The organism is Bacillus sp. EKM208B, from assembly GCF_011800725.1.
In the GTDB taxonomy this organism is placed as follows: domain Bacteria; phylum Bacillota; class Bacilli; order Bacillales; family Bacillaceae; genus Bacillus; species Bacillus velezensis.
Genome location: NZ_JAANHO010000004.1, coordinates 275,303 through 292,861, shown reverse-complemented (window position 1 = coordinate 292,861; position 17,559 = coordinate 275,303). Strand labels below are relative to the sequence as shown.

Annotated in this window: 15 protein-coding genes; all 15 read left to right on the top strand. The window is 49.0% G+C overall.

What is annotated here, in order from left to right; all coding sequences use genetic code 11:
* Positions 1-29 precede the first annotated feature (29 nt).
* The gene (gene divIVA / locus G9F75_RS09390) at positions 30-524 is read left to right on the top strand and encodes a septum site-determining protein DivIVA (RefSeq protein ID WP_003154406.1); all 495 of its coding nucleotides are present in this window, start codon (positions 30-32) and stop codon (positions 522-524) included.
* A gap of 341 nt (positions 525-865) precedes the next feature.
* Complete coding sequence (ileS, locus tag G9F75_RS09385) at positions 866-3,631, top strand: isoleucine--tRNA ligase (protein ID WP_012117512.1); 2,766 nt, start codon at positions 866-868, stop codon at positions 3,629-3,631.
* Between the two features lie 149 nt (positions 3,632-3,780).
* Positions 3,781-4,152 carry a TraR/DksA family transcriptional regulator gene (locus tag G9F75_RS09380; protein ID WP_003154399.1) on the top strand — a complete coding sequence of 124 codons (372 nt, stop codon included), beginning with the start codon at positions 3,781-3,783 and terminating at the stop codon, positions 4,150-4,152.
* A gap of 101 nt (positions 4,153-4,253) precedes the next feature.
* Positions 4,254-4,715: a signal peptidase II gene (gene lspA / locus G9F75_RS09375; protein ID WP_014417726.1), complete on the top strand. Its 462-nt coding sequence runs from the start codon at positions 4,254-4,256 to the stop codon at positions 4,713-4,715.
* A 1-nt stretch (position 4,716) separates the two neighbouring features.
* A complete protein-coding gene (locus G9F75_RS09370) occupies positions 4,717-5,631 on the top strand; it encodes an RluA family pseudouridine synthase (RefSeq protein WP_167409069.1) in 915 nt (304 codons plus the stop codon).
* A gap of 183 nt (positions 5,632-5,814) precedes the next feature.
* Positions 5,815-6,360, top strand: coding sequence for a bifunctional pyrimidine operon transcriptional regulator/uracil phosphoribosyltransferase (pyrR, locus tag G9F75_RS09365; protein ID WP_003154392.1), 546 nt, complete (start codon positions 5,815-5,817; stop codon positions 6,358-6,360).
* A 154-nt stretch (positions 6,361-6,514) separates the two neighbouring features.
* Positions 6,515-7,825: a uracil permease PyrP gene (pyrP, locus tag G9F75_RS09360; protein WP_025649477.1), complete on the top strand. Its 1,311-nt coding sequence runs from the start codon at positions 6,515-6,517 to the stop codon at positions 7,823-7,825.
* Between the two features lie 141 nt (positions 7,826-7,966).
* Positions 7,967-8,881: an aspartate carbamoyltransferase catalytic subunit gene (locus G9F75_RS09355; RefSeq protein ID WP_167409068.1), complete on the top strand. Its 915-nt coding sequence runs from the start codon at positions 7,967-7,969 to the stop codon at positions 8,879-8,881.
* Positions 8,865-10,151, top strand: coding sequence for a dihydroorotase (locus tag G9F75_RS09350; protein WP_167409067.1), 1,287 nt, complete (start codon positions 8,865-8,867; stop codon positions 10,149-10,151). Before G9F75_RS09355 ends, G9F75_RS09350 begins: the two co-directional genes overlap by 17 nt.
* A complete protein-coding gene (locus G9F75_RS09345; RefSeq protein ID WP_109566930.1) occupies positions 10,148-11,242 on the top strand; it encodes a carbamoyl phosphate synthase small subunit in 1,095 nt (364 codons plus the stop codon). The genes G9F75_RS09350 and G9F75_RS09345 overlap by 4 nt, the downstream gene beginning before the upstream one ends.
* Complete coding sequence (gene carB / locus G9F75_RS09340; protein ID WP_022553369.1) at positions 11,227-14,442, top strand: carbamoyl-phosphate synthase (glutamine-hydrolyzing) large subunit; 3,216 nt, start codon at positions 11,227-11,229, stop codon at positions 14,440-14,442. Before G9F75_RS09345 ends, carB begins: the two co-directional genes overlap by 16 nt.
* Positions 14,439-15,209, top strand: a complete 771-nt coding sequence (locus tag G9F75_RS09335) for a dihydroorotate dehydrogenase electron transfer subunit (protein ID WP_022553368.1) — start codon at positions 14,439-14,441, stop codon at positions 15,207-15,209. Before carB ends, G9F75_RS09335 begins: the two co-directional genes overlap by 4 nt.
* Complete coding sequence (locus G9F75_RS09330) at positions 15,209-16,144, top strand: dihydroorotate dehydrogenase (RefSeq protein WP_003154377.1); 936 nt, start codon at positions 15,209-15,211, stop codon at positions 16,142-16,144. Before G9F75_RS09335 ends, G9F75_RS09330 begins: the two co-directional genes overlap by 1 nt.
* On the top strand, positions 16,113-16,832 hold the full coding sequence (gene pyrF, locus G9F75_RS09325; RefSeq protein ID WP_025649475.1) for an orotidine-5'-phosphate decarboxylase: 720 nt from the start codon (positions 16,113-16,115) through the stop codon (positions 16,830-16,832). Before G9F75_RS09330 ends, pyrF begins: the two co-directional genes overlap by 32 nt.
* Positions 16,829-17,461, top strand: a complete 633-nt coding sequence (pyrE, locus tag G9F75_RS09320) for an orotate phosphoribosyltransferase (RefSeq protein ID WP_311689466.1) — start codon at positions 16,829-16,831, stop codon at positions 17,459-17,461. Before pyrF ends, pyrE begins: the two co-directional genes overlap by 4 nt.
* The last annotated feature ends 98 nt before the right edge of the window (positions 17,462-17,559 follow it).

The window sequence follows — 17,559 nt, the reverse complement described above, 5'->3', positions numbered from 1 at the left end:
TACTGAAATGTAAAAATGGAGGTGGCAATATGCCATTAACGCCGAATGATATCCATAACAAAACGTTTACAAAAGGTTTTCGCGGATATGATGAAGATGAAGTAAATGAATTTTTAATGCAGGTCAGAAAAGATTACGAAATCGCACTCCGTAAAAAAACGGAGCTTGAGGCGAAAGTGAACGAGCTGGACGAAAAAATCGGCCACTTTGCCAATATCGAAGAAACGCTGAATAAATCAATTCTCGTAGCTCAGGAAGCCGCAGAAGACGTAAAGCGCAACTCGCAGAAAGAAGCGAAGCTGATCGTCCGTGAAGCAGAAAAAAATGCTGATCGCATCATCAATGAGTCGCTTTCCAAATCAAGAAAAATCGCAATGGAAATTGAAGAGCTGAAAAAACAGTCTAAAGTCTTCAGAACGCGTTTCCAAATGCTGATTGAGGCGCAGCTCGACCTGCTGAAGAACGATGATTGGGATCATCTGCTGGAATACGAAGTCGACGCGGTTTTTGAGGAAAAAGAATAATTTTCTGATTTTCTTGACATTCTCCGGCCCGTTCGAATATAATACGTTCATAAATTCAGATGAAAAGACGATTGAAAGGGACCGGCATGACTCAAAACAGGCTATAAAGCGACCCGGGGAAGGTGAAAGCCCGGGATGGCCGGAATCATGCAGATCAGCCCTTTAGTTTCCTTTCTGAACCGAGAGTAGGATAGGACGTTCCATCACGTTACGATGTTCGAGAGGAAAAGACGGATGATCCGTTTTTTCTAAAAGGGTGGTACCGCGAGATAAGCTTTCTCGTCCCTTATGGGATGAGAGGGCTTTTTTTATTTTCTGAAAAATGTTGTGGAGGAATGGAAATGGATTACAAAGATACGCTGTTAATGCCGAAAACAGATTTTCCGATGCGCGGAAATCTGCCGAATCGTGAGCCGGACATGCAAAAAGACTGGGAGGAGCAGGACATTTACCGTCTTGTTCAAGAACGGACGAAAGACCGCCCGAAATTCGTGCTGCATGACGGACCTCCTTATGCAAACGGAGACATCCACATGGGCCATGCCCTGAACAAAATCCTGAAAGACTTCATCGTCCGCTATAAATCAATGAGCGGCTACAACGCACCGTACGTGCCGGGCTGGGATACGCACGGACTGCCGATTGAAACAGCTCTGACGAAAAACAAAAAAGTAAACCGGAAAGAAATGTCAGTAGCGGAATTCCGCAAACTATGCGAAGAGTACGCTTGGAAGCAAATCGAGGGACAGCGTGAGCAATTCAAACGTCTTGGTGTCCGCGGTGACTGGGAAAACCCATACGTGACATTAAAACCGGAATACGAAGCGCAGCAAATCCGCGTATTTGGTGAAATGGCAAAACGAGGCTACATTTACAAAGGCCTTAAACCGGTTAACTGGTCACCTTCAAGTGAGTCTGCTCTGGCTGAAGCCGAGATCGAATATCAAGACAAACGTTCAGCATCTATTTACGTCGCTTTTGGTGTAAAAGACGGAAAAGGCGTTCTTGAAAACGGCGAGCGCATCATCATTTGGACAACAACGCCTTGGACAATTCCGGCGAACCTCGGAATCTCAGTGCACCCTGATCTTGAGTACAGCGTGATTGCAGTAGGTGAAGACCGCTTTGTCGTAGCAAGTGCCTTAGTCGAAAGTGTTGCATCAGCATGCGGATTTGATCAGTATGAAGTGACAAGAACGGTCAAAGGAAAAGACCTTGAGAACATTATCGCTGAACACCCGCTATATGGCAGAGACTCTCTCGTTATGCTTGGTGAACACGTAACAACTGATGCCGGAACAGGCTGTGTTCATACAGCGCCAGGACATGGGGAAGATGACTTTATCATTGGCCAAAAATACGGTTTAGATGTGCTTTGCCCAGTCGATGAAAAAGGTGTAATGACAAGCGAAGCCCCTGGGTTTGAAGGCATGTTCTATGATGATGCAAACAAAGCGATCACACAGCAGCTCGATGAAAAAGGCGCACTTGTGAAGCTTGAATTCATTACTCATTCTTATCCGCATGATTGGAGAACAAAAAAACCAACCATTTTCAGAGCGACAGCGCAATGGTTTGCGTCTATTAAAGATTTCAGATCAGACCTGCTGGATGCCATTAAAGAAACCAAATGGGTTCCTGAATGGGGCGAGCAGCGTTTGCACAACATGGTTCGGGACCGCGGAGACTGGTGTATTTCCAGACAGCGTGCGTGGGGTGTGCCGATTCCGGTATTTTACGCTGAAAACGGAGAACCGATTATTACAGATGAAACCATTGAACATGTTTCTGAGTTGTTCAGACAGCACGGATCAAACATTTGGTTTGAAAAAGAAGCAAAGGATCTTCTTCCGGAAGGCTTTACGCATCCTGGCAGCCCGAACGGCACATTTACAAAAGAACAGGATATCATGGATGTTTGGTTTGATTCAGGCTCTTCACATCAAGCAGTGCTTGAAGAACGTGATGACCTCGTTCGCCCGGCTGATTTATACCTAGAGGGATCTGACCAATATCGCGGCTGGTTTAACTCTTCTCTTTCTACAGCAGTAGCCGTAACAGGAAAAGCGCCGTATAAAGGTGTGCTCAGCCATGGGTTCGCACTGGATGGAGAAGGACGCAAGATGAGTAAATCAATCGGTAACGTTGTTGTTCCGGCTAAAGTCATGAAACAGCTTGGTGCCGACATCTTAAGATTATGGGTATCGTCAGTGGATTATCAGGCGGACGTTCGCGTGTCTGACGCCATTCTGAAGCAGGTTGCGGAAGTATACCGGAAAGTCCGCAACACGTTCCGCTTCCTTCACGGCAACCTGTTCGATTTCAATCCAAGTGTCAATGCCGTTGATGTAAAAGATCTCCGCGAAGTGGATCAATATATGCTGATCAAGCTGAATAAGCTGATTGATAAGGTGAAAAAAGCGTACGATGAATATGAATTTGCGGTGGTTTATCACAGCATTCACAATTTCTGTACGATCGAGCTCAGCTCCTTCTATCTTGATTTTGCAAAAGATGTTGTGTACATCGAGCATGCGGATCATCCGGACCGCCGCAGCATGCAGACCGTCTTTTATGAAACGCTGCTGGCGTTAGTGAAGCTGACGGCGCCGATTCTCCCGCATACGGCGGATGAAATGTGGTCTCACTTATCATTTGTTGAAGAAGCAAGCGTGCAGCTGACAGATATGCCGGAAACCATTGCTGTTCCGGACAGTCAAGCGACAGAAGAAAAGTTCGACCGCTTCATGGAGCTTCGAAACGACGTGCTGAAAGCTTTGGAAACAGCCCGTAACGAAAAAATTATCGGAAGATCATTGGAAGCGAGCCTGACTTTGTATCCGAACAAAGAAAACCGCGACCTCTTGTCATCCATTAAAGAAAACATCGCGCAGCTGTTTATCGTCTCAGAACTGACAGTAAAAGACGAAAGTGAAGCGCCTGAAAACGCGCAAAGTTTCACAACAGGAAAAATGACCGTAGAAAAAGCGGAAGGCCAGATGTGTGAACGTTCCCGCGTCATTTCTAAAGATGTCGGAGCCAATCCGAAATATCCGACATTATCACTGCGCAATGCGGAAATCGTTGAAAAATATTATCAAAAATAATAAATGGGAAAGCGCCCGGTGTCAGCCGGGCGCTTTTTTACATGCCAGCAATGTCATCGATTAGAACGACAGGAAAAATCTTATGGGCTTCAAATGGCGCTCTGGGGGCAACAATAAAGCCATAACATCAAGAGCAGGAGTTGTGATGAATGAATGATCAACTGACCGCAATCCACACGGAGCTTCTCATGATGAAAGAAGAACTTCAATCAAGATTATTCGAATATTCTTGCTTTCAAATGTCAGCATCTGTTGAACCTTCAATGAACGACCAAGAAGCAACTCTGATCTATCATATAAAAGAAGAACTTCAGGACGTTCTTCTTGCCCTGTCTAAGTTTGAAAACAATACGTACGGTTATTGTGAAAAAACAGGCGCCCCCATTCCGATTGAAAAACTTGCGGTGTTGCCGACGGCCAGAACCGCTGATGATTTTTATTATCCCGCTCAATTTGAAAAGAAAACCCTTCCATATTGGGAACCCGGAGATTATGCATATGATCAGGCGCTGTATGAGTGACAGCGTCTGTTTGCATGCGCTTATGATCTGCCTTTACTCTGGCATCTTTTACTGATAAAATTCATAAAGGATAAAAGTAACTGTATACTGGAGGAACGTGTGTGCTTTATTATCTTATCGCTCTTTTTATTATTATTGCCGACCAATTGACCAAATGGCTTGTCGTCAGCCATATGGAATTGGGACAAAGCATACCTGTCATCAATCAGGTGCTTTATATCACATCTCATCGCAACACGGGAGCGGCGTGGGGGATTTTAGCCGGCCAAATGTGGTTTTTCTACGTCATTACCATCGCCGTGATTATCGGAATCGTTTATTACATACAGCGTTATGCAAAAGGGCAGATGTTACTCGGAATTTCTCTCGGCTTAATGCTGGGCGGTGCGGCCGGAAACTTTATTGACCGGGCGGCGCGCCAGGAAGTGGTGGATTTTATTCATGTCATCATCGTGGATTATCACTATCCGATTTTTAATATCGCGGACTCCTCACTGTGCGTCGGTGTAATACTTTTATTTATTCATATGCTGTTTGACAGCGGGAAAAAGAAGGAGCAATAACATGAATCAATTTGAGATAACCGTTCAGCCTGAACAAAAGAGCGAACGGATTGATAAATTTTTGGCTTCAACGGGAGAAAACTGGTCACGCACTCAAGTGCAGCAATGGGTAAAAGAGGGACTGGTATCCGTTAACGGCAAATCCGTAAAAGCGAACTACAAAATGCAGCCCGGCGATCAGGTAAACGTCACCATTCCTGAACCGGAAGAACTGGACGTGCTTGCAGAGCCGATGGATTTGGACATTTACTATGAGGATCAGGACGTCTTGGTTGTGAACAAACCGCGGGGCATGGTTGTACACCCGGCGCCCGGCCATGTGACAGGGACGCTTGTAAACGGACTGATGGCTCACTGCAACGACCTTTCCGGCATTAACGGCGTCATGCGCCCGGGAATCGTCCACCGGATTGATAAAGATACTTCCGGTCTGTTAATGGTCGCTAAAAACGATATGGCGCATGAATCACTCGTTAATCAGCTTGTCAATAAAACCGTGACCAGAAAGTACACAGCGGTTGTCCACGGGTTGATTTCACATGATGACGGAACGATTGACGCTCCGATCGGAAGAGATAAAAAAGACCGTCAAAGCATGACCGTAACAAGAGAAAGCAGCAAAAACGCCGTCACGCATTTCCACGTGCTTGAGCGTTTTCAAGATTTCACGCTCGTAGAGTGCCGTCTTGAGACCGGAAGAACGCATCAGATCCGTGTTCATATGAAATATATCGGATTTCCTTTGGCGGGCGATCCGAAATACGGACCGAGAAAAACCGTTGATTTTAACGGTCAGGCGCTTCATGCCGGAATATTAGGTTTTGATCATCCCCGGACGGGCGAATACATTGAGTTTGAAGCGCCCCTTCCTGAAGATATGAAAAAACTCATTGAAAATTTAAGAAATAGCCGTTGACAGCGAGTTTCTTTTCTGAAATAATAAAAACAAGCTGAATAGATTCTTTAACACAGTCCAGAGAGGCTGAGAAGGATAACGGATAGGACAGAAGAGATACACGTGTGTCTTCGTCCTGGAAAGGAACCCCTCTATGCTCTGGCAGGAGGGGTCTTCTTATATACGAATGGAGAGGTGTCACGAGTGAATCAAAAAGCTGTTATTCTCGACGAACAGGCCATCAGAAGGGCGCTCACAAGGATAGCCCATGAAATGATCGAGCGGAATAAAGGAATGAATGACTGCATTCTTGTAGGGATTAAAACAAGAGGCATTTATTTAGCAAAGCGGCTGGCCGAGCGGATCGAACAGATTGAAGGGAATCCGGTCACCGTCGGGGAAATCGATATCACCCTTTACCGTGACGATCTCACGAAAAAAACGAGCAATGAAGAGCCGCTTGTAAAAGGCGCGGACATTCCGGCCGATATCACAGACCAAAAGGTCATTGTGGTTGATGATGTGCTTTATACCGGCCGGACGGTGAGAGCTGCGATGGATGCCCTCGTTGATGTCGGGCGGCCGTCATCGATACAGCTTGCCGTGCTTGTCGACAGAGGGCACCGGGAACTGCCGATCAGAGCGGACTATATCGGGAAAAACATTCCGACCTCAAAAGCTGAAAAAGTGATGGTTCAGCTGAGCGAAGTTGATCAGACTGATATGGTCGCCATTTATGAAAATGAATAACCACCCTTTTTAAATGCATCCCAGAGAGTTTGCAAAGAGGATTTTAAAACACAAAGCCGGGCGGATCGACGCGGCCGGGTTTTGTATGCCTCTTTGCGCAAAAAGCAAAGAGGTTTTTTTATACCATTTGAAAGTCAACCGGGAGGAAAACGCCATGAGTAAGAAAAAAGTAAACCTAGGAGTCAGGGACGTCCCCAATCCATTGTCCTGGCTGTCATTCAGCCTGCAGCATTTATTCGCCATGTTCGGTTCAACCATACTCGTGCCGAAACTGGTCGGAATGAGCCCGGCAGTGGCGCTTGTCACGAGCGGAATCGGGACACTCGCCTATCTCTTGGTGACAAAAGGCCAGATTCCCGCTTATCTCGGCTCATCATTCGCCTTTATATCACCGATTATCTTGGTGAAGGCGACGGGAGGGCCGGGGGCTGCCATGGTCGGCGCTTTCCTGGCGGGAATTGTGTACGGCCTGATCGCACTTCTCATCAGGCAGCTTGGAACGGGGTGGCTGATGAAGCTGCTGCCCCCGGTGGTCGTCGGGCCGGTCATCATCGTCATCGGCCTCGGACTGGCAAGCACAGCCGTCAATATGGCAATGTATGCTGATCCGAATGCGAAGGAACTCGTCTACAGCTTGAAACATTTCAGTGTAGCCGGCGTCACTTTGGCAATCACCATTATCTGCGCCATCTTTTTACGGGGATTTTTAAGCCTGATTCCGGTATTGATCGGCATTATAGGCGGATATCTGTTTGCGCTGACACAGGGCATCGTCAATTTTCAGCCGGTCATTGATGCAAAATGGTTCGCCGCTCCTGAATTTATCATCCCTTTCAAAGACTATACGCCGTCAGTGACATTGGGCATTGCGGCTGCGATGGTGCCGGTCGCTTTCGTGACCATGTCAGAACATATCGGCCACCAAATGGTGCTGAGTAAAGTCGTCGGACAGGATTTCATTAAAAAGCCGGGACTGCACCGCTCCATAATGGGGGACAGCGTAGCGACGATTATCGCTTCGTTAATCGGCGGCCCGCCGACGACAACATACGGCGAAAACATCGGTGTACTGGCAATTACGAGAGTTTTCAGCGTCTTTGTCATCGGCGGCGCGGGTGTGATTGCGCTGTGCTTCGGATTTATCGGAAAAGTATCAGCGCTGATCAGCTCTGTTCCGTCCGCGGTTATGGGAGGCGTTTCCTTCCTGCTCTTCGGAATTATCGCCTCCAGCGGCTTAAGAATGCTGATTGACAACAACATTGATTATGAAAACAAGAGAAATTTAATTATCACATCCGTCATCCTCGTGATCGGCGTCGGAGGGGCTTTTATTCAAGTATCAAAAGGCGGGTTCCAAATATCCGGCATGGCGCTTGCGGCAATCGTCGGAGTCATCCTGAACCTCATCCTGCCGCATGCAAATGAAGAAGACGCGATTGCATCAGAAAAACAAAATCATATGTAAAACCTTTTAAAGAAAGTCCAGAGAGGCTTGGAAGGGTTATAACGGGAAGAAGCTGTACGCTGCTTCTCTCTTTAACCGCACCCCGAGTCTATAGACCGGGGTGTTTTTTACGGCCTTCAAGCGGAAACGGAGGAGAAAAACATGAATCATTTAACGGCGATGTCTGAACTGAGCACGGCTGAAATTACAGAACTGCTGTGTGAGGCAAAAGCGATAAAAGAGGGAACAGTCCGCCCCGATCTCGCGGGGAAATTTGTTGCGAATCTGTTTTTTGAACCGAGCACGAGAACGCGGTTCAGCTTTGAAGTGGCGGAAAAGAAACTCGGGATGAACGTACTAAGCTTAGACGATACGAGCACAAGCGTTCAAAAAGGCGAGTCCTTATATGACACGGTCAAAACACTGGAATCAATCGGAGCGAACGCCTGCGTCATCCGGCACAGCACGGATGAATATTACAAAGATCTGACCGGCAGAGTCAATATTCCGATCTTAAACGCCGGCGACGGCTGCGGCCAGCACCCGACTCAGTCATTACTCGATTTAATGACGATTCAAGAGGAATTTGAGACCTTTCAGGGCCTGACGGTTTCCATTCATGGCGATATCAAACACAGCAGGGTGGCAAGGTCGAATGCCGAGGTGCTGACAAGGCTCGGCGCACGTGTGCTGTTTTCTGGTCCGCCGCAATGGCAGGATGAGAAAAACGCCTTCGGCACCTGTGTTCAGACGGATGAAGCCATACAAGCTTCAGATGTCGTCATGCTGCTCCGCATCCAAAATGAAAGGCATCAGACAGAAGCCGACCAAAAAGGCTATCTGGAAGCATACGGGCTGACCGCAAAGCGGGCGGAGAGCATGAAGCGGCATGCCATCATCATGCATCCCGCACCGGTGAACAGAGGAGTCGAAATTGACACAACATTAGTGGAATGCGGAAAATCAAGAATCTTTAAACAAATGGAAAATGGTGTGTATATCAGAATGGCAGTCTTAAAAAGAGCACTGCAAACCAATGTGAAAAGGGGAGAAGCGGCTTATGTCTTATCTCATTAAAAACGGCTGGATGTTAAATGAACAGGGAGAAAAAGTGGCACAGGATATCCGGGTAACGGGTGAGTTTATTATGGAAACCGGGCTTTTGACAGCGAAAGACGGAGAAACGGTGATCGACGCTGACGGACTGTTTGTTTCACCGGGGCTCGTAGACCTTCATGTCCACTTCAGAGAACCGGGCGGCGAGAAAAAAGAAACCATTGAGACGGGCTCTAAAGCCGCGGCGCGGGGCGGCTTTACCACAGTCGCAGCCATGCCGAATACAAGGCCGGTGCCGGATACGAAAGAGCAGATGGAATGGCTGCAAAACCGGATCAAAGAAACCTCATCTGTCAGGGTGCTTCCTTACGCATCAATTACGATCAGACAAACGGGCGAAGAAATGACAGATTTTGAGGCGCTTCATGAAGCGGGCGCATTCGCCTTCACCGATGACGGCGTCGGCGTTCAGACGGCCGGAATGATGTATGAAGCCATGAAACGGGCGGCTTCAATGAATAAAGCGATTGTCGCTCATTGTGAGGATAACTCGCTTATTTACGGAGGGAGCGTGCATGAAGGATCTTTTTCAAAAGCGAACGGCCTGAACGGCATACCTTCCATTTGCGAAGCGGTACATATCGCCCGTGACGTCCTGCTGGCGGAAGCGGCGGGCTGCCATTACCATGTGTGTCATATCAGCACGAAAGAATCCGTCAGAGCCGTAAGAGACGCAAAAAAAGCGGGAATCCGCGTGACGGCGGAAGTGTCGCCGCACCACCTGCTGCTTTGTGACGAAGATATCCCGGGACTTGATACCAATTTTAAAATGAATCCGCCGCTTCGCAGCAAAGAGGACAGAGAGGCGCTGATTGAAGGGCTGTTAGACGGTACGATTGATTTCATCGCCACTGACCATGCGCCGCATACAGAAGAAGAGAAAAACACGGATATGAAGCTTGCGCCTTTCGGTATCGTCGGTTTAGAAACAGCCTTTCCGCTTCTGTACACACATTTTGTGAAAAACGGGGCGTGGACGCTGAAGCAGCTGGTTGATTTCATGACGGCAAAACCTTGCGAGGCGTTCGGTCTTCCGTACGGAACGCTTGCACCGGGCGCGCCTGCTGACATCACCCTGATTGATCTGGAAAAAGAAGCGGCCATTGACAAAGATACATTTTTATCTAAAGGAAAAAATACGCCATTCAACAAGATGAAGTGCTTCGGCTGGCCTGTTGCAACGATGGCTGCCGGTAAGCTTGCATACGAAGAAGGGAGACTCGTCAAATGAAAAGAAGACTAGTGCTGGAAAATGGAGCGGTATTTGAGGGTGAAGCATTCGGGAGCCTGGAACATACCGCGGGTGAAGTCGTATTCAACACGGGAATGACCGGTTATCAGGAAATTTTATCAGACCCTTCTTACTGCGGGCAGATCGTGACGCTGACGTATCCACTGATCGGCAACTACGGAATTAACAGAGATGACTTTGAATCCATCACTCCTTTTGTAAAAGGGCTGATCGTAAAAGAACTGTGCGAGCTGCCTTCCAACTGGCGTTCGGCTTACACGCTTGACGAGTATTTGAAAATGAAAAATATCCCCGGCTTACAAGGGATTGACACGAGAAAGCTCACAAGAATGATCCGCACGGCCGGCGCATTAAAAGGAACGTTTGCTTCAAGCGAGGAGAATGTCGGAGAGGTTCTTGCAAGGCTGAAAGAAACGGAACTGCCGAGAAATCAAGTCGCTCAAGTATCTGCGAAAACGGCATATCCGAGTCCGGGCCGCGGCAAACGCATCGTACTCGTCGATTTCGGTATGAAGCACGGCATTTTAAGAGAGTTAAACAAAAGAAAATGCGATGTCATCGTTGTGCCGTACAATGTAACGGCGGAAGAAGTGCTTCAGCTCAAGCCGGACGGCATCATGCTTTCTAACGGACCCGGAGATCCGAAAGATGTGCCGGAAGCCATTGAAATGATAAAAGGCATACTCGGGAAGGTGCCGTTATTCGGAATCTGCCTCGGCCACCAATTATTTGCGCTGGCATCCGGAGCGGAAACGGAAAAAATGAAATTCGGACACAGGGGTTCCAATCATCCGGTTAAAGAGCTTGCGACAGGGAAAGTCGCTTTAACCGCCCAAAACCACGGATATACAGTTTCTTCAATAGATAAGACAGAGCTTGAAGTGACGCACATTGCGATCAATGATCAAACGATCGAAGGACTCAAGCATAAAACATTGCCGGCATTTACGGTTCAGTACCACCCTGAAGCTTCACCGGGGCCGGAAGACGCCAATCATTTATTTGACAGATTCATTGACTTGATCGAAACAACTGAGAAAGAAGGGGAAGCGGTATGCCAAAACGCGTAGATATTAAAAAGATTTTAGTGATCGGATCAGGCCCGATTATTATCGGACAGGCGGCGGAATTTGATTATGCGGGCACACAGGCGTGTCTCGCTTTAAAGGAAGAAGGCTATGAAGTCATTCTCGTCAACTCGAATCCGGCAACGATTATGACGGATACGGAAATGGCTGATCGGGTATACATAGAGCCGCTGACGCCGGAGTTTCTCACGCGTATTATCAGAAAAGAACGGCCGGACGCCATCCTGCCGACTCTGGGAGGACAGACCGGACTGAATCTTGCCGTCGAGCTGTCTGAACTCGGGGTTCTTGAGGAATGCGGGGTGGAAGTGCTCGGCACAAAGCTGTCCGCCATCCAGCAGGCGGAAGACCGCGACTTATTCCGTACGCTGATGAATGAGCTGAATGAACCGGTGCCGGAAAGTGAGATCATCCGCACTTTACAGGAAGCCGAGGAATTTGTCGGCCGGATCGGGTTTCCGGTTATCGTGCGCCCCGCTTACACATTAGGCGGAACGGGCGGCGGCATCTGCTCGAATGAAGCAGAACTGAAAGAGATCGTCGAAAACGGATTAAAACTCAGCCCCGTCCATCAGTGCCTTCTGGAAAAAAGCATTGCCGGTTACAAAGAGATCGAATATGAAGTCATGAGAGACAGCAGAGATCACGCGATCGTCGTTTGCAACATGGAAAATATCGATCCGGTCGGCATCCATACGGGCGACAGCATCGTCGTTGCCCCGAGCCAGACTTTGAGCGACCGGGAATATCAGCTTTTGCGCAATGTTTCATTAAAGCTGATCCGCGCGCTCGGCATTGAAGGCGGCTGTAATGTTCAGCTCGCGCTCGATCCCGACAGCTTCCAATATTACATTATCGAAGTGAATCCGCGGGTGAGCCGCTCATCTGCCCTCGCTTCAAAAGCGACGGGTTACCCGATCGCAAAGCTTGCGGCGAAAATCGCAGTCGGGCTTTCTCTTGATGAAATGATGAATCCCGTAACGGGAAAAACATATGCGGCTTTTGAGCCCGCGCTTGACTATGTCGTTTCTAAAATCCCGCGCTGGCCGTTCGACAAATTTGAGTCGGCAAACCGCAGGCTCGGGACGCAAATGAAAGCCACCGGAGAGGTCATGGCCATCGGACGCACCCTTGAAGAATCGCTGTTAAAGGCGGTCCGCTCACTGGAAGCCGATGTCTATCACCTGGAACTGAAGGATGCGGAAGAGATTTCGGACGGACTTTTGGAAAAACGGATCAGAAAAGCCGGGGATGAACGCCTGTTTTATCTTGCTGAAGCGTTCAGAAGAGGCTATACAGTGGAGCAGCTTCATGAGTTTTCCGCAATTGACGTATTCTTTTTGCACAAGCTCTGGAAGCTGGTCGCTTTTGAAACAGAGCTGAAAGCGGAAAAAGGCAGCCTCGCCGTCCTTCAAACAGCGAAGGAACTCGGTTTCTCCGACAAATATATCAGCCGGGAATGGAATATGCCGGAACAAGAGCTGTATCAAATGCGAAAAGAAGCAGACATCAAGCCTGTATATAAAATGGTGGATACATGCGCGGCGGAATTCGAATCAGAAACCCCGTACTTCTACAGCACATATGAGGAAGAGAACGAGTCTGAGGTTACTTCAAGAAAAAGCGTCGTCGTCCTCGGTTCCGGGCCGATCCGTATCGGACAGGGCGTCGAATTTGACTATGCGACCGTTCATTCTGTCTGGGCGATCAAGCAGGCAGGCTATGAAGCGATTATTATCAACAACAATCCTGAGACGGTGTCCACTGATTTCAGCATATCAGACAAACTGTATTTTGAACCGCTGACGGTTGAAGATGTCATGCACATCATTGATTTGGAACAGCCGGAAGGCGTTGTTGTCCAATTCGGCGGGCAGACGGCGATCAATCTTGCGGAAGAATTGAGCGCCCGCGGCGTCAAAATTCTCGGCACATCACTTGAAGATTTAGACCGTGCGGAAGACCGGGATAAGTTCGAGCAGGCGCTTGAGGCGCTGAATGTGCCGCAGCCGCTCGGAAAAACCGCCGTGTCGGTGAACGAAGCGGTCAAAATCGCCGCATCCATCGGCTATCCGGTACTTGTCCGCCCTTCGTATGTGCTCGGCGGCCGGGCGATGGAGATCGTCTATCACGAAGAAGAGCTGCTTCACTATATGAAAAATGCTGTCAAAATCAACCCGCAGCATCCGGTGTTAATCGACCGTTATCTGACGGGGAAAGAAATCGAAGTCGATGCCGTATCTGACGGCGAAACAGTCGTTATTCCGGGAATTATGGAGCATATCGAGCGGGCCGGCGTCCATTCAGGGGATTCAATCGCCGTCTATCCGCCTCAGTCTTTAAGCGAAGACATTAAGAAAAAAATCGAACAATACACTGTAGCCTTGGCAAAAGGCCTTAACATCATCGGGTTGCTGAACATCCAGTTCGTCCTGTCGCAAGGTGAGGTGTATGTGCTTGAGGTAAATCCGCGGTCAAGCAGAACCGTGCCGTTCTTAAGCAAAATCACAAAAATCCCGATGGCGAACCTGGCGACAAAGGTCATTCTCGGCCAAAAGCTTGCTGATTTCGGCTATCAAGAGGGGCTGCAGCCTGAACAGCAGGGGGTATTCGTGAAAGCGCCTGTCTTCTCATTCGCGAAGCTGAGAAGAGTGGATATCACGTTAGGCCCTGAAATGAAGTCGACGGGAGAGGTCATGGGCAAAGATTCAACCCTGGAAAAAGCGCTCTATAAAGCGCTGATTGCTTCTGGCATTCAAATCCCGAACTACGGCTCAGTGCTGTTGACTGTTGCCGATAAAGATAAAGAAGAAGGACTGCTGATCGCCAAGCGGTTCCACGCCATCGGCTATAAAATCTTGGCAACGGAAGGAACGGCGGCTTATTTGAAAGACGCTCAGATTCCGGCTCAGGTCGTCGGAAAAATCGGCGAAGAAGGGAAAAATCTGCTCGATGTCATCAGAAACGGCGAAGCGCAATTTGTCATCAATACGCTGACAAAGGGCAAACAGCCGGCCAGAGACGGCTTCAGAATCCGCCGCGAATCCGTTGAGAACGGAGTCGCCTGCCTGACATCTTTAGATACGGCCGAAGCCATTTTGCGGGTACTGGAAAGCATGACATTCCGGGCGGATCATATGCCTGCATCCGAAACCAATCAAAAGGCGGCAGTCACGATATGAAAAAAGCGCATTTGACTGTTCAATCCAACTTAGAGATTGCCGACCGGATTTATAAGATGGTGCTGAAAGGAGAGCTTGTCCGGCACCTTACCGAGCCGGGTCAATTTCTTCATCTGAAGGTGAGTGACGCGGTCACGCCGCTATTAAGAAGACCGCTCAGCATTGCGGACGTCAATTTCGCCGCGAATGAAGTATCCGTTATCTACAGAGCTGACGGTGAGGGAACGCGTCTTTTGTCCGAGAAAAAAGAGGGCGGCAGGATAGACGTTCTCGGCCCTCTCGGCAACGGATTCCCCGTCCGGCGGATTGAACCCGGCAAAACCGCGCTGTTAGTCGGAGGCGGAGTCGGGGTTCCGCCTTTGAAGGAACTGTCAAAGCGCCTGACGGAAAAAGGCGTAAACGTCATTCATGTGCTTGGATTTCAATCAGCAAAGGATGTTTTTTACGAACAGGAATGTCGTGCGTACGGAGACACCTATGTGGCGACGGCTGACGGAACATATGGAGAGAAAGGATTTGTCACCGATGTCATCCGTGAAAAGCAGCTCGAATTCGATGTCCTGCTAAGCTGCGGACCGACACCGATGCTGAAAGCTCTGAAGCAGCAGTACAGCCATAAAGAGGTTTATCTTTCGATGGAAGAGCGGATGGGCTGCGGCATCGGGGCCTGCTTCGCCTGCGTGTGCCGCACGGGTGAAAGCGATACATCCTATGTAAAGGTCTGCCTTGACGGGCCGGTATTTAAAGCTGAGGAGGTGGCGCTGTAATGTTAGAAGTGAATCTGCCGGGTCTCCAATTGAAAAATCCGATCATCCCCGCTTCCGGATGTTTCGGTTTCGGGAAAGAATATGCCGGATTTTACGATTTATCATGCCTCGGAGGCATTATGATTAAAGCCACGACGAACGAAGCCCGCTTCGGAAATCCGACACCGAGAGTGGCGGAGACAAGCGCGGGAATGCTGAATGCCATCGGACTGCAAAATCCCGGCCTTGAGCATGTGCTCAATCACGAGCTGCCTTGGCTCGAACAATTTGACACGCCGATTATCGCAAATGTCGCCGGTTCTCAGGTGGACGACTATAAAGAAGTGGCCGAGCACATCAGCCAAGCGCCGAATGTGCATGCGCTTGAGCTTAACATTTCATGTCCGAATGTCAAAACGGGGGGGATTGCTTTTGGCACTGATCCCGTCATGGCGGCCGAACTGACAAAAGCGGTGAAAGAAGTTTCCGCAGTGCCTGTGTATGTGAAGCTTTCGCCTAATGTCGCAAACATAACCGAAATTGCCAAAGCGATTGAAGCGGCCGGTGCTGACGGTCTGACGATGATTAATACACTCATCGGGATGAGGCTCGATCTCAAGACGGGACGGCCGATCTTAGCAAATAAAACGGGCGGACTGTCAGGCCCGGCGATCAAACCGGTCGCCATCCGGATGGTATACGAAGTCAGCCAGGCCGTTCAAATCCCGATTATCGGGATGGGCGGCGTTCAGACCGCAGAGGATGCATTAGAATTTCTTCTTGCGGGAGCGAGTGCGGTTGCCGTCGGCACGGCGAACTTCGTCAATCCGTTCGTCTGCCCGGAAATCATAGAACAGCTCCCCCGTGTGCTGCGCCAACACGGCTTTCAATCTGTAAGTGAATGCATCGGAAGGAGCTGGAAACATGAAAAACAACCTGCCCATCATCGCGCTTGATTTTGCATCAGGGGAAGAGACTTTAACGTTTTTAGACTTGTTTGAAAAGGAAAGGCTTTTTGTCAAAACGGGGATGGAACTTTTTTATCAGGAAGGCCCCGCCATCATTCACCAATTAAAAGAACGGAACTGTGATATATTTTTAGATTTAAAGCTTCATGATATCCCGACTACGGTCAATAAAGCGATGAAGCGGCTTGCCGGCCTCGGCGTTGATCTCGTCAATGTGCATGCGGCAGGGGGCGCACGCATGATGCGCGCGGCCCTAGAGGGGCTTGAAGAAGGCACGCCGGCAGGCAGAAAACGCCCGTCTTTAATCGCGGTGACTCAGCTGACCAGCACTTCAGAGCAGGTGGCGAAGGAAGAGCTTCTGCTGCAAAAGCCGCTGTTAGAAACGGTTGTGCATTACAGCAAAATGGCGGAAGAGTGCGGGCTGGACGGAGTGGTATGTTCGGTACATGAAACAAAAGCCATTTATGAAGCGGCCCGGCCTTCATTTCTGACAGTCACACCGGGCATCCGCACGGCCAGTGACGCAGCTGACGATCAAGTCCGGACGGCGACTCCGTTATTTGCGAAAGAAAACGGGTCGTCAGCCATCGTCGTGGGCCGCTCAATTACAAAAGCGGAAAACCCCGTTAAAGCATATGAAGCAATTAAACTGGAATGGGAGGGCGTTCGCCGATGAAACAGGCTATCGCAAAACATCTATTACACATTGAAGCTGTCTTTTTACGCCCGAATGAGCCGTTTACGTGGGCGAGCGGCATTTTATCACCGATCTATTGTGACAACCGTCTGACATTGTCGTATCCAAAAGTGAGAAATGATGTGGCGGACGGGCTCGGAAAACTGCTGAAAGAGCATTTCCCCGAGGCGGAGATGATCGCGGGCACTGCAACGGCGGGCATTCCGCATGCTGCGCTTCTCGCAGACCGTACAGGCGCGCCGATGTGCTACGTCAGAAGCAAACCGAAAGCGCACGGCAAAGGAAATCAAATAGAAGGCGCCATTAAGAAAGGACAAAAAACAGTCGTGATTGAAGACTTGATTTCTACCGGGGGCAGCGTGCTTGAAGCTGCGGCGGCCCTTCAAAGAGAGGGCGCGGAAGTCCTCGGCGTCATTTCCATTTTTACATACGGACTGCAGAAAGCAAAAGAAGCCTTTAAAAAAGCGGGTCTTCCTTATTACTCGTTAACGGATTATGACACGCTGATTGAAGTCGCGCTTGAAAACGGAACGATTCATTCAGCTGACATTGAAAAACTGAAATCATGGAAATTGAATCCCGAGTCAAAAGATTGGTTTAAAAAATAATGACAATAAAAACAGGCCTCAGGGCCTGTTTTATTATTCCTATCAAAAAACTCGGGTTGACTTCTGTTAGAATTGTGCTAAAATTTAGTACAAATCTA